Here is a 14,028-nt window from a genome sequence, read left to right as displayed (position 1 = left end):
TTTTTGGGTTCTATACTAACAAGTGTCGAATCTTTTCCGTTTTAGGAAAATTATAGTGTTATTTTTTCTGTGAGCTGATATTTTTGTCCTAGCCCCTTAGTTTGCTTTTTATGAACTTGGTAAATGTCTTGAAGCATCTTGTCCGTTGTACAAGATCCTAATTATATGAACTTCTTCCAGTTCTTCGACAGGATGGTAGTAGATTATGTAATGACCAACCGGAACAAAACGTAGTCCTAAACTATGCCAAGGTTCATCAGGATATAGAGAGTATTTGAATGGCATAAAATCTAGATCAATTACTGCACGTTCTATTTTGTCAGTGGTATTAGCTGCACCTTGTATAGACTGAAGATCATATTTAATGTAGTCATTGATACGAAAAAGATCGTTTCGAGATTGTTTAGAATAGATAACTTCCCATTTTTTAGTCATAATTAGCGATTCCTGTCACGTAGCTGTTGGTGAACTTCTTCAGCAGTGTAGGTTCTGCCATCTTTAAAGTCATCAAAGCCTTTTTGGATTTCTTGATTGAACTGTTCTTTGGTTAAAGTAAAAGTATCTAATGGCTTATGGCGAAGTTTTACTTCAAAAGGAATACCTTGTTGTTCCACAATTTGCTGCAAAAACATGTTGAGAGCAGTCGACATAGGGATTTGAAGCTTGTCTAATACGTCCTCGGCCTGATTTTTTAATTCTGGACTAACTCTTGTAAAAATACTAGCTGTTTTTTTAGTTGTATTTGTCATAATAATTGTCTCCTTATTTAGATTGTAGTATTATATTAATCTTTTAGCAATCTGATAGCAAGCATATACATAACATTAGCAAGCCTCGACCATCATAAACAAAGTCTCAATTATCCTCATTTCGGATAGTATGATTCAATTCCATAATTGTAGCCATCACGCTATCGATTTTTTCACTTGATTTGACAATTGGGGTCAATATTTTTCCTTTTTCTTTTTACATTTCTCCCTTGAATTTCGTTAGTAAGGGTGTAAGGCAAGGCGCACCTTACCACTAAAATTCACTGGCTTGACCAGCAAAGGAGGAGTACTTTATGTCAAATACTTTAAAACGCAAAGACCTGCAGTTGGAACTCAGCGGCGACGACGGTGCGATCGTTAAACGCAGTTACAAGAAAATCGCGCTGGCAGTGGCGGACGAAAAGATCCTGCAATTTGCCCACGCAATCGCCACTTTGACCGGCAATCAGCTGGAAGCGACCCAAGTGACCGCTGTCAGCGTAGTAGCAGAGTAGATATAGGAAGGAGAATAAAGATGAAAACACTGAACTTAACTTTTCGCACGGCGGGTACCAACAAGAAACGGCACCTGCAGTTAAAAAAGATCACCAAGCAAGTAGATGCCCTCACCGTCAAGCAGGCGATGCAAGACATTGCTGCGGCGCAACTCTTCGTCGATGGCGCAGGCAACGAGCTCTACGCTATCCCCGTAGCTGCAGCCTACGTCGACCGCCAAGAAGAAGTATTGTTTGACGAAGAACAACCGGCTTAATTTAATTACTATCCGAACAAGTGCTGACGAATCAAAGTCAGTGCTTGTTTTTTTGCTTTCGCCTAGACTAATTCTGTTCTAAGAGGTGGAAAATTTCCCAACATTACTTGTAAATGGAGAATAATTTTAATTCGGTACCGACGATGGATTTTTTAATTTAATTAATTGCGGGTGCTTCATATAATTGTGTAAAATTGAATCTGTAAACATGTAGGGAACCATGTTAAAATTATGTTATTACCTTGTTTAGTACATAAGGATTGGAAGGAAAATGGTATGCCAAAATTAGTGCAGAGTTTTAGCAATTATTTTGTTAATTTCTTTTTTGGAATTTTAATGGTGATCAGTATTGTGGGAGCTATTGACTTGTTGATAGCGTCTTTTTACCAGGTCAGTGGTAAAGTGGTTTATTTATTAGATGTAGCAATAATAATTGTGCTGGGCGTAATTATCCTTAAAAATAAAATTAACTGGATGACATGTGGTGATTTTTTACGGAAATACCGCCGCTTAATAAACATAGCAATGTTGTTGATCTTAGTTGTGTGGCAAGTTGTGGTGGTATTTTCTTTAGTTGGTACTTATCCTTGGGATCCAGATACTATTATTAATAAGATAATGGGCCATCCTGAAAAATCGGTTTGGTTACCTAATGAATTAAACCATAATTATTTTTCGTTAAATCCGCAAGTTTTTTTTGTTTTGATGATTGAAAAAGGAATTTGGTTATTATTCTTAAAACCAAATATTGTAGAATTTAAAGTGATTCTAGGCATTATTAATGTGATTTTAATCGATATAGCTGTTGTGGTACTGACTGTAACGCTTAGAAAGTTTTTTAAAACATTTGTTTATCAATTGTATTTTATTATAAGCATAATTTCACTGTTACTATTTCCCACGATCGTTATTCCTTATACAGATGTGTGGTCCTTTTTATTTAGCTCGTTGAATGCGTCCGTAATAATATGGCTGATCAACAGTAAATCAATGAAGCAGAGGATAATATTAACAATTAGTATGGCTTTGTTGGTAAGTTTAAGCTATTTTATAAAACCTTCTATAGTAATTTTTTACATTGGAGTAGGAATTATATATGTACTAAATATGATAATTAGAAATGTTAAATTTGATTGGCGTTTGGTACTGTTAGGTTTAGCAGTAATTTTTGTCAGTTATACGGGGCTAAGTACAGTTAAAAATAGTAACGTAGTAATTACGTTGGATAAAAATTTGGCTTATCCGATGATGCATTTTGCCGATATGGGATTGATTGAGCTGACCCCCGATGGAGCAATTGGTGGCTATTACTCACCTGATGTTGATCATGATCAAAAAATTAAAGATCCTGTTGTCAGAAAAAAGGCAGATTTTCGTTTATGGAAAAAGAGGTTGCTGCATTATCATTCATTAGCCAATTATCAACATTTTTTGGTTAAAAAACAAGTAGCCAATACCGCAGATGGAACTTTTACTTGGCTAAAATTTGAAGAAAGTCAGTTACATCCCTACACTAGTAAAAAGGATTTACCACATCGTTTATTTATTGATAATGAGCACAAAGAGTATAATTTTATTATTCAATTGGTTTGGGTATTGATTTTGCTAGCTTCATTTTTTAGTTTAACAGATAGCAGTTGGTTTACTCAGTCCTTAAAGTATACTGTTGTAGGCTTCTTTTTGTTTTTATTAATTTTTGAGGGCGGAAGGAGTCGCTACGTAATTCAGTTTTTACCGTTTTTGTTTTTGTTAGCAACGTTGGGGATTAGACAATTAGTGATGCTGATTGCAAGAAGTAGGCAATTTAAACCAGTTGATTAGTTTATTGTTGCTACCGAGGGAGAAAAATATGGAATTTTTGATCGATAAAAAAGTATGGTTTAGGTTGTTGCTGTCTTGGTGCTCTTTATTTAGTGTAGAAGCAATGACAAAGAATCAAAATAATGTTTTGTCACTTAGCAATAGTATTTTAAGTGTTTTTCTATTTATTATTTTTTATTTTCTTTATTCTTATGTCGGCTCATTAAAGTTGGAAAAAAGATTATTGTTGGTCGTTAACGCTTTAGGAACGTTTTTTGCAGCATGCACAATATTTGGAGTTAACTTATGGCTATATGATACGACTAGGATTAATAATATTGGGGTTTGGTTACGAGTGATATTTGGAATTCCAATATTTGCTTCTGTACTGATTATATTATTTGTTAAGGTATTGCCTAATTTAAACCGAATAAATTTTAGTAAAAAAATCAGTGCCATTGTAACCAAGCTATTTAGTACTAATAAAAAAATGTTTTTAGTTAGTTGGGTACTTATTTTTATTGCTTGGTTACCGAGTTTAGCAGCATCTTATCCGGGAATTTATGGTTATGATGCAATTACTCAAATGTTATACTATACTTCAGGACAAATTTTTTTGCATCACCCCCTTGTTCATACCTATCTATTAGGTATTTTTGTAAAGTCTATTGGTGATCTATTAGGCAGCTACGAATTGGGAATGCTATGCTATTCCCTTTTTCAAATGCTGATCTTATCATGTTGTTTTGCTTTTGCCATGCTTTATTTCAAACGAAAAAAGTTGTCATTACTGTGGCAAATGTTTTTCTTACTGTTATTTATGTTCTTACCGACTAACGCAATAATGTCTTTTTCATCTACTAAAGATGTACTTTATTCAGCAACTCTTTTAGTATTGATTATTTTGTTGTTACAATTAGTAGAAAATCCTAATTACATACATAGCTTTAAGTATCTTCTGTTGGTCAGCGTAGTTGCGTTCATCAATATTATTTTTAAAAGTCAGGGAATCTATGTTTTTATTTTTGGCATGTTATGTGGTATGTGGCTATTACGCAAACACTTGAAGCAAATGTTGGTATTGTTGTTTATTCCAGTCGTGTTATTTATGATTTACTCTGGACCGATTACGACTATGCTGCATGGGGTTCGCGCGAATGATGATCATTTGACGGAAATGATGAGTGTTCCCGTTATGCAACTTTCACGTGTGGGAACCACTAGAAGTCATGATTTAACTCTTGCTGAAAAAAAACAACTAAGTAGCTATATTCCTAACTATCATTTATATGGAAATGGAAATGAAGCAATTTCAGATCAGATGAAGGGTGGTTTTAATAATCAACTGGTTAAAAAACAGCCTAAGAAATTCATTGAATTTTGGTTACAATTAGGTCTTAAAGAACCAGTTGCATATATTGACGCTTTTAGCAGATTAACTATTGGTTGGTGGTATCCTGACATGAATTATCCAGATCCTCAAGCATATCATCCGGATAGAGCAATCTATCATCCTTATTGGGAATATGATGACTGGCAATATTCAGATTGGGCTGCTAATCAAAAAGCGATTAATTCAAAAGCAATCATGATTAAGATGAAGCCAATTTTGGGATTTAAATGGCTTAGTCATTTTTATAATAACCTTGCTAATCATAACACATATCAAAAATTACCGGTGCTCTCGTTACTGCTTAGTTCGGGATTATCGGTTTGGTGTTTGTTAATCTATCTCGCGTTTTGTTGTTATCGTCGGGCATATAAGCATTTATTTCCGGCCGCTTTTTTAGTTGGATATTTAGGAACAGTTTTATTGGGGCCAATTGCATCTTATCGGTATGCTTATTCGTTGGTAGTTGTTGTTCCGGTATTATTTGCTTCAATGCTTGGAATTAGCAACAAGCCTAGAAAAAAAGGAGCGGTTGAGCTTCAAAAAATCAGCCCAGTAAGAGTAGAAGAAAAAAAGAGAAATGGGTTGTTGGATATTGCTAGGGTAATTTGCTCTATTCTAGTAGTTTTAATTCATACACATAGCTTTAACCGTTATTTTTTCCCAATCGCCAATACTATTGGTAGGTGTGCTGTACCTATTTTTATGATGATTACAGGGTACTTCTATTTTAAGCACCCAACTGTTGCTAAAAAAAGAAAAACAATCAAAAAATTAATGGAACTATGGCTTGTTTGGCAAGTGATCTATATCCCTGCTGGAATACTACAACTGAAGAATCAGGGAATATTGAATTGGAATTACAGTAGTATAGTAAAAATAATTAGTTACTTAGTAAGGGGAATAATAGGACAAAGTTTATTTTTCAGTGGCAGTTGGTATTTGATTGCAACGGTTTTTGGGTTACTATTGGTTGATGGAATTATTCAGTTGAAGAGAAAAATAGCTAATTTTGTATTGCTGATTTTATCTCTTGTAGTTTTAATAATCAGTTGCTGTTGCACCAATTACCTGAGTTTATTATCGTTGACTTCTAAGGCTACGACCATACTAGAATTTTGGACACCTGCTAATACAGTTATTGCTGGTGTCTTATGGATGTCTTTGTCTTACTGGATCGCGCAATATTTTGATCAGTTAAAGCGTCTTTGTAACATACCAACTTTACTTGTTAGTTTGTTATTGCTAATTGGAGAGTATCAATTAGTTCAGGTTGCTCATTTAGGAACATGGTCTGCTCAAGATATGTACTTTACTTTACCGCTTTTTTCTTTAATTTTGTTTGTAGTTATGCTGAAAAGTAATTTCCAGATGAAGTATAGTAGTTCAATTTACTTACGGAACTTGTCATCAATACTTTATTTTGTTCAGTTTGGTATTATTGATTTTATAACTGATAAAATGGGGACGATTTTTGCAGTTAATTACTTACCCTTTGTTATTGCTCTAATAGGGAGTGGTATACTATCGTTGCTGATCATAAAGTTGTCTAACTATAAGATGTTTAAGTTTCTTAAGTATATATATTGATTTTGGGATGTTGTTAAAGAAAAGGGTGTATGGATGAAAAAGGCCAGTAATTATTTTATTAACGTTTTTCTGATAATATTGCTATTAATTAGTGTGTTAGGAGCGATAACATTACTTCTACCTTTATTCGATCAATTAGGAAGAAAAAGTGTTTATTTACTTACTATTTTAATAGCATTATTTGTGATTTTGTTAGGGATGAGAAAAAGGGTATTTTTGCCCAGCTTTTTTTCTTCCGTAAAAAAGTATCATTGGCTAATTTATTTAATTGTCTTTTTAGTATTAGTTATTTGGCAAATTTGGGTAGTTGTTTCTTTAGTTGGTAGTTATCCTTACGATCCGGGGACTATTTTGCGTAAAGCAGTTGGGGAAGATTTTTCCTGGGCTACTATGTATTTTTCAAATTATCCTAATAATTTCTTCTTATTGGCGATAGAGAAGCTAACTTGGCTTGTTTTTGCTAAGCCTTCACTAATGAAATTAACGCTTATTTTGGGCTTATTTAATGTTATTTTGGTTGATGTGGCGATTTTGCTATTAACTTGGACGTTAAAAAAGCATACTAAAAAAACAATTTATGTTAGTCATTTAGTATTGAGCACGTTATTAATGGCTTTATCCCCTTCTTTGGTGATTCCGTATAGTGATACGTGGGCTTTTTTCCTAAGTGCGTTGAATCTTACAGTTGTACTGAACTTTTATCACTCTGAAAAGCAATCGCTGAAATTAATTTCAGCAGGACTAGCGGGTTTTTTATTGGTTATAAGTTATTTTATCAAGCCTTCGTTAGTTATTTTCTATATTGCAGTTTTAATCGTATATTCGCTATTTGTGATTACTCAAAAAGATAAAATTGATTGGAAATCCGGTCTCATTTTTTGTGCATCGATTATTGTATTTTATAGTGGGCTAACTTTAACTAAAAATTATAGTGACTTAGTTAAAATCGATAGTAATATGTCTTTAACGATGATGCATTTTGCTGATATGGGTCTAGTTGATAATACGATTCATCCGTTGGCAGTTGGTAATAGTTATGTGGGTGGGTACAATCCAGATGATTTGACTAAAGATCAAAAAATTAAAAATAAACGTGAAAGAAGCCAACATGATTTGAGGTTGTGGCAAAATAGAATGAAGGGATTTCATTCTATTGCTAATTACCAAAAATTTTTGGTTAAAAAACAAATTGCTGATACCAATGATGGTACTTTTACTTGGATAGGTGATACACGTCTTGCTCTCTTAAGCAACGAACCCAATTTACCACGTTATTTATTTGTGCATGATGGATTTAAAAATTATAGTTTTTGGATTCAAATTATTTGGGTACTTACCTTATTTCTCTCTTTATTTAGTTTGTTTGATAAGAGCTGGTTTGCCCAAATCTGTAAGTATACATTAGTCGGTTTCTTTATGTTTTTCTTAATTTTTGAGGGTGGGAGAAGCCGCTATCTAATTCAATTACTGCCATTTTTAGTGGTATTAGCAAGTCTAGGTATGGAACAATTGATCCTGAAATGTAAAAAATATCAATTGATTGATACAGGGTCTAAGACTGATAATGTTTGAATTTTATAATAACAAGTGTTGATGACGCAAAATCAATGCTTTTTTATACACCAATTTAAATTTAGGTATAAGAAAAAGCATTGTGATTCTTCATGCTTCCAACTTGTCTAGATGGGATTGCTATCACCGCACAGTTTAAATATAATGAGAACAAGGCTAGCAGTCGCAAATTGTGGCTATAACTTTAGCGAGTCTAGGTAAAGAATGAAGAAGATGATGTGCAGTGAAAAAAAGGATCGGGTGGATCGACGTGGCCCGCGGGGTGGCGATTATCATGATCGTGATCACACACTCGCTAGATACTTACGGCAGGTCGTATTTTGCGGCGCTACTATTCGCCGTGCACGTCCCCATCTTTTTTGTACTGTCGGGTTACCTGTTTAAAAATAAAAAATTTAGTCAAGTGATCGTTGGTGGGATCAAGAACTTACTATTGCCGTACTTTGCGACGGCGCTTTTGATGGGGCTGCTCTCATATTACGGGCACGGGTTGTTGCCGCACTGGATCAATCCAATCGACTTACATCAGTACATAATCGGCGCGCTGTATGGCTTAGGAACCAACTGCTGGATCCCGGGGCTTAACATCACGGTCGTGGCGATCGGCGCGATTTGGTTTTTGCCCGCGATGTTTATCGGCAATCTAGTATTTAATCTGCTTTTTAAACTTAGTGCTCATTGTGGCAAATTACGCTTGGTGGTCCTATTTACCTTGAGTCTGGCTGTGACGATCGCCGGGTTTAACTTGGCGCAAAAAGTACAGCTGCCGTGGAGTTGCGACGCGGCGTTAGTCAGTCAGCTGTTTTATTTTGGCGGGCATTTATTGCGCCAGACCGATGCGGTGGAGCAGGGTAACTGCTTTTTTAACATCGTGGGACTGCTCGCGTGGCTGTACGCTGCGACCAAGGGCTTTTTCTACTTAAACGTATCCGTCGCTAACGATCCGGTTTGGTCGCTGGTCGGCGCACTGGGAGGCAGTTACTTCATCATGCGCAGCGCTTGTTGGCTGTTGCACTGGCATTACCAGTGGCCGCTGCTGCAAAAATACGGGCGCGATTCACTGGTGATGCTGTGTTTTCATTTGCTGGACTTAAACACGCTGACTGTGGCTTCCACCGTTTTCAGTCAGGTATTGTCGTTGACGCAAAATCGGGTGGCCGCGGTCAGTGCGATGACTATTTATCACCTCGCATTTATCTTAGTCGTAGCGTATTTGGTGCCGTGGGTGCCGGTCGTACGTTCGTTTTTCTTCCCGCGCAAGTACCCGTTATTTAAAAAACAATTAGTCGTAAGGAGTAATTAAATGAGTTTAAAAACTGCACTGCACGCCAGTATCAGGAGGGTGCCGGGTTTTATCGGGTTGCCACCTGCAAAGAAGCCGGAAGATGATCTGAAAAAAGCAGAGTTGCGTTATTTGCCCGCGGGCTTAGCGTACTTTGGTAAAATGATGGCGGCGCGTCACCAAAAACGGACGCCGCAATATGAGCTGGTCGTGGTGGCGATTTTGAAAAATGAGGGACCATATCTCAGGGAATGGCTCAACTACTACCTGTCTTTGGGGGTAGCTCATTTTTACCTCTACGACAACGACAGTACCGATGAAACGCAACAAATCATGGCTGACTACGGTAATCGGGTGACCGCGATCACTTTTCCGGGACCGCGGCGCCAGTTAGACGCGTATAACGATGCGTTGACTCGCTTTGGCAACCAGTGTCGCTACATGGCGTTTTTTGACCTCGACGAGTATTTATTTGTGCTAGACGAAAAGCAAGAGCTACTGGCATTGTTGCAGCAGTATTTTGCTCAAGAACACGTCGGCGGCTTGGCGGTCAACTGGCAGTTGTTTGGTTCGTCACACTTGGAAGAAAAGCCAGCGGGGTTGATAAGTAATAATTACGTTTACCGCGCGCACCGGGATTTTGAGAAAAACCGCCACATTAAAAGTATCGTGGCGCCCCAATACACGGCGGGTTTCATCGATAATCCGCACAGCCCGTACTATCTGCCAGGGTATCACGCCGTCGCTACCGATGGGCAGCAGTGCGATGGTCCGTTTACGGCGGAAGTCGTGCACGAGAACTTGCGCCTCAATCATTATTTCACGAAATCCAAGGCGGAATTCGTCCGTAAAAGGGCGCAGGGACGGGCAACTACCGCGGCGATCTGCCGCACTCGGCGAACGACGGCAAGTTGAACAACCTGTGGGGTGACTACCTGTACTTTCCGCTAGTTGCGGTGTTTATTTTCTTTCAGTACGAGCTGGAGCGGTTAAAGCTCGTGCAAAAGATCAGCCCGCGCTGCTTGCGGCTAGTTTCGGGTGCCAGCTTTGGCATTTACCTGCTGCATTTCTTCTTGATCGAATTTGCGGGTGACACGTTGCGCTTAATGCCGCATACCCAGTGGCAGATGTGGCGCGGCTCGCTGGAGTTGTATTTGATTTGTTTGGTGATCGTGCTGGTATTGCAGAAGATCCCAGTAGTGAAAAGGGCGATACCGTGATATGAGAGAAAAATTTAGGAGCAATGTATTTTTTATTTTAGTTATTTTCGTCATTGTGACTTTTTTAATTATCGTTTCTATGGGTTTAATTTTACTTTTAGATAGTGTGTGTAATGGTATTAATAATTTTAAACAACTTTGGACTGTCATTATTAAATTTTGGATAATATTTGTTAAATATATTTTGCCGATTTTAACGCTAATTGTTGGCGTTTATAAATATCAGTTAAACGTATATGTAAAGTCTATTAATCAATTTCAAGAAATCTTATTTGAATTGATAAAATGTGCGATGACTGTTGACAATTTTAAACATAGTTGTTCTGCAACCGGGCCAGCAAAGTCTGTAGTTGAAACAGACAATGGCAAAAAAACCTATTGGGAAAAAACTTCTGAATTATTTACATTGATGGTAAAAGAAAGAGCTTTAAAACAATCAAAAATTGTTCAATTAGCTTTAGATAGTACAGATAGTGGCACAAAAGAACAAATTGATTCAGTTGACACTTATACTGATAATATATGGGAAAATGCTTGTCAAGATAAGCTACAGTATAATGATCAACCAAACTCAGAACATCCCAGTCCAGAATTGAAATTAGAGCCAAACAATTTTCTGGGATTATTAATGAATCTAATAAACCTGGAATACTTAATGTAGTAAGAAGCTTTTTTGCTAAATAATGTGGAAGGTACTATTAAGTTTTTTATGAATCTTGATACTGAATCAAGTCGTCGACGTTATCCTAGAAATTTCTGAGTACAATCGTTTTAGAAAAGGAATTTTTAGCTGAAGCGGCTTTAAAAATAAATATTTCTAATGTATATAACTAAAGACAAGAGAGGAAATATCTAATGAAGACCAGACCAGACCAGACCAGACCAGACCAGACCAGACCAGACCAGACCAGACCAGACCAGACCAGACCATAAATCTTTACTAATACTATTACTATTTATTTTTCTTTCATACGTATATGTTGCTTTTTTCCTCCATGCAGGGATCTTGTATCCTGGCTCCGACCTTGCATTTCACCTTGAAAGACTAGAAGAAGCCTATCAAACAGTAAAAAGTGGGCACTTATTTACATTTCAGATGACACATAGTTTTAATCAAATTGGACAGCTAACTAATGTTTTCTATCCCCAAGTTATGTTGCTGCCATATGCCTTTTTACGTTTATTGATAATATCACCGATTAAAAGTTACTACATCTACATCGCGTTACAGCAATTTCTAGGATTATCATTAGCATACATTGCTTCACGATTGTTGCGGTCTTCTCGTTACCAAGCTGTATTATTTGCAGTGATCCTGCGTTTTTCTACTTACACGATATATGATATTTTCCCTCGTTTAGATTTGGGAGAATCGTGGGCATTGGTGTTTCTACCATTGATTTTTGCAGGTTTTTATTTAGTGTTAACTGGCAATAAAAATTTTAGTGGTGGTGTGGCTTTATTATTAGGGCTAACTGGTGAATTATACAGTCATCTATTGTTAACTGCGGCGACGATTTGTTCGCTGGTTTTGCTGTATTTAATTACGTTATTTTGGCAAAAGCAGCGGCTACAAACGTTGCGTGATTTGTTAATTTGTGCGGTATTATTTGTGATCAATTCTGTGGCGTTAATCATTCCGTTATTACGGACCGAAGCTGTTACCAAGCTTAATTTTCCCTTTAAGGCCTTGCATACCGAAAATTTAGGCAATATGTTTCAAATGGCTTTTTCCAACACTCTTGACTTGTCAAAAGACAATATTGGTTTATTTTTGTGTGTAGTGGCGTTAGTGGGAGTCGTAGGTTATCGTAGTGCCACAAAATTGGAAAAGTTAAGCTATTCATTGGGAGTTATTTACTTAGTTTTTAGCACTAATATTTTTCCATGGGATTTGCTTGAACATACGCCAGTAGCAGTGTTGCAGTTTCCTACTAGGCTTTTTACTTTTGCTATTGTATTCCTATCTTTCTTTGCGGCTGCCAAAATTACTGATAGTGGAACTATCAAGTCAGAAAAGGTATTAGTTTTTAGTGGTATTATCCTTTACTGTGTGATAACGGCGGTTGGTTCGATCAGACAGTATCAGAATCAGTATGAAAATACTCCTATTTTAAGTTCTGATATATCAGGTGATTCAATTAATTTTAATATTGTTCTTATTAATAATGATAATTATGAACAGGCCTTGAGTAAGACGAATGGGCGGAAGAATACTTTTAGCACTAAAATTAATCCTGATTATTTCCCTGGAGTGGCATTAGCTAAAAACAAATTTTTATTGACAAGGACAATAAATTTGGACGGTAAAGTGTATCATTTGTCTGACCGTAACGTGGTTGGTAAACATGATGAAGAAATTTTTACGTTTAATAGTCATAAGGCTAAAAGAATTACTTTACCATATCTATTATATGATTTGCGTGACTACTCGGTTGAGGTCAATGGACAAAAAATACCATTTTCTAAGACAAAGAATTCCTTACTGCATGTTAACATACAGGGTTCATCGAATAAATTACAAGTAGTGGTTAAATATCTGCCACCACGGCTTTATGTGTTGGTGATTTGGTTAAGTATAATTGGGGTATTTTTAGAAATTTATATTGGGCTATTCTATTTATTGAAAAATAATAAGTTAATTATTCACAGACGAAGTTTAAATTGATAGAATTAGTGCGGGAGGAAATTATTGATGACTAAGCTGATCTCACTTGTAGTACCGTGCTTTAACGAAGAAGAGACTATTCGACTCTTTTATACGGCAGTTGAAAAGGTTAAAAAAAATTTGCGGGGCGCGCAGCTCGAGTATTATTTCATCAACGATGGTTCTAGCGACCAGACGTTGGATGTGCTGCGTGCGCTCCACCAAGAACATCCAAATGATGTGCACTATATTTCGTTTTCGCGTAACTTCGGTAAGGAAGCCGCGCTCTATGCGGGGTTGCAGGCTGTGCAGGGCGATTACGTGGCTGTGATGGATGTGGATTTGCAGGACCCGCCGGAGCAGTTGCCAGAAATGTTAGCCGGTATTGAAGACGAAGGTTATGACGTTGTCGGCACGCGGCGGGTGAACCGCAAGGGCGAGCCGGTCGTGCGTTCGTTTTTCGCTAATCTTTTTTACAAGGTAATTAACCGGATCTCGCACACGCAATTTATCAGCGGGGTGCGTGACTATCGCTTGATGACGCACCAAGTCGTCGCTGCTATCCTAGAAATTTCTGAGTACAATCGTTTTTCTAAGGGCATTTTTAGCTGGGTCGGTTTTAAGACCAAATACCTCGAATATACCAACAGAGACCGCGTGGCAGGGAAGACGTCGTGGTCTTTTTGGGGACTATTTAAGTATTCGATTGAAGGTATTGTGAATTTTTCGGAAACGCCGCTGGCGGTTGCATCTTATGTAGGTTTAAGTTCATTTGTTGTTTCATTATTTGCGTTATTATTCATTGTTTTACGTAAATTGCTAATTGGAGGCAGTGTCAATGGTTGGGCGTCAATGATTTCTGTGATGTTGATGATTGGTGGCATTCAACTATTTTGCTTGGGTATTGTCGGCCGCTATATTGGTAATATTTATTTGGAGGTTAAGAGAAGACCGATTTATATCGTGAAGGAAAAGAAATAGGAAGTTTGAAGTTAGTTTCTTTTTT

Annotated in this window: 13 protein-coding genes; 11 read left to right on the top strand and 2 right to left on the bottom strand. The window is 37.0% G+C overall.

Annotated elements, in window-relative coordinates:
• Window positions 1-108: 108 nt before the first annotated feature.
• Both ACSYSK_RS07560 and ACSYSK_RS07555 read right to left on the bottom strand, forming a co-directional pair.
• Entirely contained in the window at window positions 109-435 is a 327-nt protein-coding gene (locus ACSYSK_RS07560) for a type II toxin-antitoxin system RelE/ParE family toxin (RefSeq protein ID WP_491714537.1), read from the bottom strand.
• A 2-nt stretch (window positions 436-437) separates the two neighbouring features.
• Window positions 438-749: a type II toxin-antitoxin system RelB/DinJ family antitoxin gene (locus tag ACSYSK_RS07555; protein ID WP_491714536.1), complete on the bottom strand. Its 312-nt coding sequence runs from the start codon at window positions 747-749 to the stop codon at window positions 438-440.
• A gap of 314 nt (window positions 750-1,063) precedes the next feature.
• Between ACSYSK_RS07555 and ACSYSK_RS07550 the strand changes: the two genes are divergently transcribed.
• The 11 genes from ACSYSK_RS07550 (at window position 1,064) to ACSYSK_RS07500 (ending at window position 14,003) form a co-directional block, all read left to right on the top strand.
• A complete protein-coding gene (locus ACSYSK_RS07550) occupies window positions 1,064-1,264 on the top strand; it encodes a DUF1659 domain-containing protein (RefSeq protein WP_491714535.1) in 201 nt (66 codons plus the stop codon).
• A 20-nt stretch (window positions 1,265-1,284) separates the two neighbouring features.
• The gene (locus tag ACSYSK_RS07545) at window positions 1,285-1,521 is read left to right on the top strand and encodes a DUF2922 family protein (RefSeq protein ID WP_491714534.1); all 237 of its coding nucleotides are present in this window, start codon (window positions 1,285-1,287) and stop codon (window positions 1,519-1,521) included.
• Window positions 1,522-1,797: 276 nt separating this feature from the next.
• Window positions 1,798-3,342, top strand: a complete 1,545-nt coding sequence (locus ACSYSK_RS07540) for a glycosyltransferase family protein (RefSeq protein WP_491714533.1) — start codon at window positions 1,798-1,800, stop codon at window positions 3,340-3,342.
• Between the two features lie 28 nt (window positions 3,343-3,370).
• The gene (locus ACSYSK_RS07535; protein WP_491714532.1) at window positions 3,371-6,301 is read left to right on the top strand and encodes a DUF6020 family protein; all 2,931 of its coding nucleotides are present in this window, start codon (window positions 3,371-3,373) and stop codon (window positions 6,299-6,301) included.
• A 33-nt stretch (window positions 6,302-6,334) separates the two neighbouring features.
• On the top strand, window positions 6,335-7,873 hold the full coding sequence (locus ACSYSK_RS07530) for a glycosyltransferase family protein (protein ID WP_491714531.1): 1,539 nt from the start codon (window positions 6,335-6,337) through the stop codon (window positions 7,871-7,873).
• A 223-nt stretch (window positions 7,874-8,096) separates the two neighbouring features.
• Entirely contained in the window at window positions 8,097-9,176 is a 1,080-nt protein-coding gene (locus ACSYSK_RS07525; RefSeq protein WP_491714530.1) for an acyltransferase family protein, read from the top strand.
• A complete protein-coding gene (locus ACSYSK_RS07520; protein ID WP_491714529.1) occupies window positions 9,177-10,070 on the top strand; it encodes a glycosyltransferase family 92 protein in 894 nt (297 codons plus the stop codon). It abuts the gene before it with no gap.
• Complete coding sequence (locus ACSYSK_RS07515; RefSeq protein WP_491714528.1) at window positions 10,067-10,375, top strand: hypothetical protein; 309 nt, start codon at window positions 10,067-10,069, stop codon at window positions 10,373-10,375. The genes ACSYSK_RS07520 and ACSYSK_RS07515 overlap by 4 nt, the downstream gene beginning before the upstream one ends.
• Before the next feature lies 1 nt (window position 10,376).
• Complete coding sequence (locus ACSYSK_RS07510) at window positions 10,377-11,036, top strand: hypothetical protein (protein WP_491714527.1); 660 nt, start codon at window positions 10,377-10,379, stop codon at window positions 11,034-11,036.
• A 345-nt stretch (window positions 11,037-11,381) separates the two neighbouring features.
• Window positions 11,382-13,043, top strand: coding sequence for a hypothetical protein (locus tag ACSYSK_RS07505; protein WP_491714526.1), 1,662 nt, complete (start codon window positions 11,382-11,384; stop codon window positions 13,041-13,043).
• Window positions 13,044-13,070: 27 nt separating this feature from the next.
• A complete protein-coding gene (locus ACSYSK_RS07500) occupies window positions 13,071-14,003 on the top strand; it encodes a glycosyltransferase family 2 protein (protein ID WP_491714525.1) in 933 nt (310 codons plus the stop codon).
• The last annotated feature ends 25 nt before the right edge of the window (window positions 14,004-14,028 follow it).

It is taken from the genome of Ligilactobacillus sp. ESL1201, from assembly GCF_058503265.1.
Note: the sequence above shows the minus strand (reverse complement) of the source record. Positions and strands in the feature narration are given on the sequence as shown.

What these genes read in the sequence shown, in the direction of transcription:
- ACSYSK_RS07560 (WP_491714537.1), bottom strand. Translation starts at nt 435, where the DNA reads ATGACTAAAAAATGGGAAGTTATCTATTCTAAACAATCTCGAAACGAT.
- ACSYSK_RS07555 (WP_491714536.1), bottom strand. Translation starts at nt 749, where the DNA reads ATGACAAATACAACTAAAAAAACAGCTAGTATTTTTACAAGAGTTAGT.
- ACSYSK_RS07550 (WP_491714535.1), top strand. Translation starts at nt 1,064, where the DNA reads ATGTCAAATACTTTAAAACGCAAAGACCTGCAGTTGGAACTCAGCGGC.
- ACSYSK_RS07545 (WP_491714534.1), top strand. Translation starts at nt 1,285, where the DNA reads ATGAAAACACTGAACTTAACTTTTCGCACGGCGGGTACCAACAAGAAA.
- ACSYSK_RS07540 (WP_491714533.1), top strand. Translation starts at nt 1,798, where the DNA reads ATGCCAAAATTAGTGCAGAGTTTTAGCAATTATTTTGTTAATTTCTTT.
- ACSYSK_RS07535 (WP_491714532.1), top strand. Translation starts at nt 3,371, where the DNA reads ATGGAATTTTTGATCGATAAAAAAGTATGGTTTAGGTTGTTGCTGTCT.
- ACSYSK_RS07530 (WP_491714531.1), top strand. Translation starts at nt 6,335, where the DNA reads ATGAAAAAGGCCAGTAATTATTTTATTAACGTTTTTCTGATAATATTG.
- ACSYSK_RS07520 (WP_491714529.1), top strand. Translation starts at nt 9,177, where the DNA reads ATGAGTTTAAAAACTGCACTGCACGCCAGTATCAGGAGGGTGCCGGGT.
- ACSYSK_RS07510 (WP_491714527.1), top strand. Translation starts at nt 10,377, where the DNA reads ATGAGAGAAAAATTTAGGAGCAATGTATTTTTTATTTTAGTTATTTTC.
- ACSYSK_RS07500 (WP_491714525.1), top strand. Translation starts at nt 13,071, where the DNA reads ATGACTAAGCTGATCTCACTTGTAGTACCGTGCTTTAACGAAGAAGAG.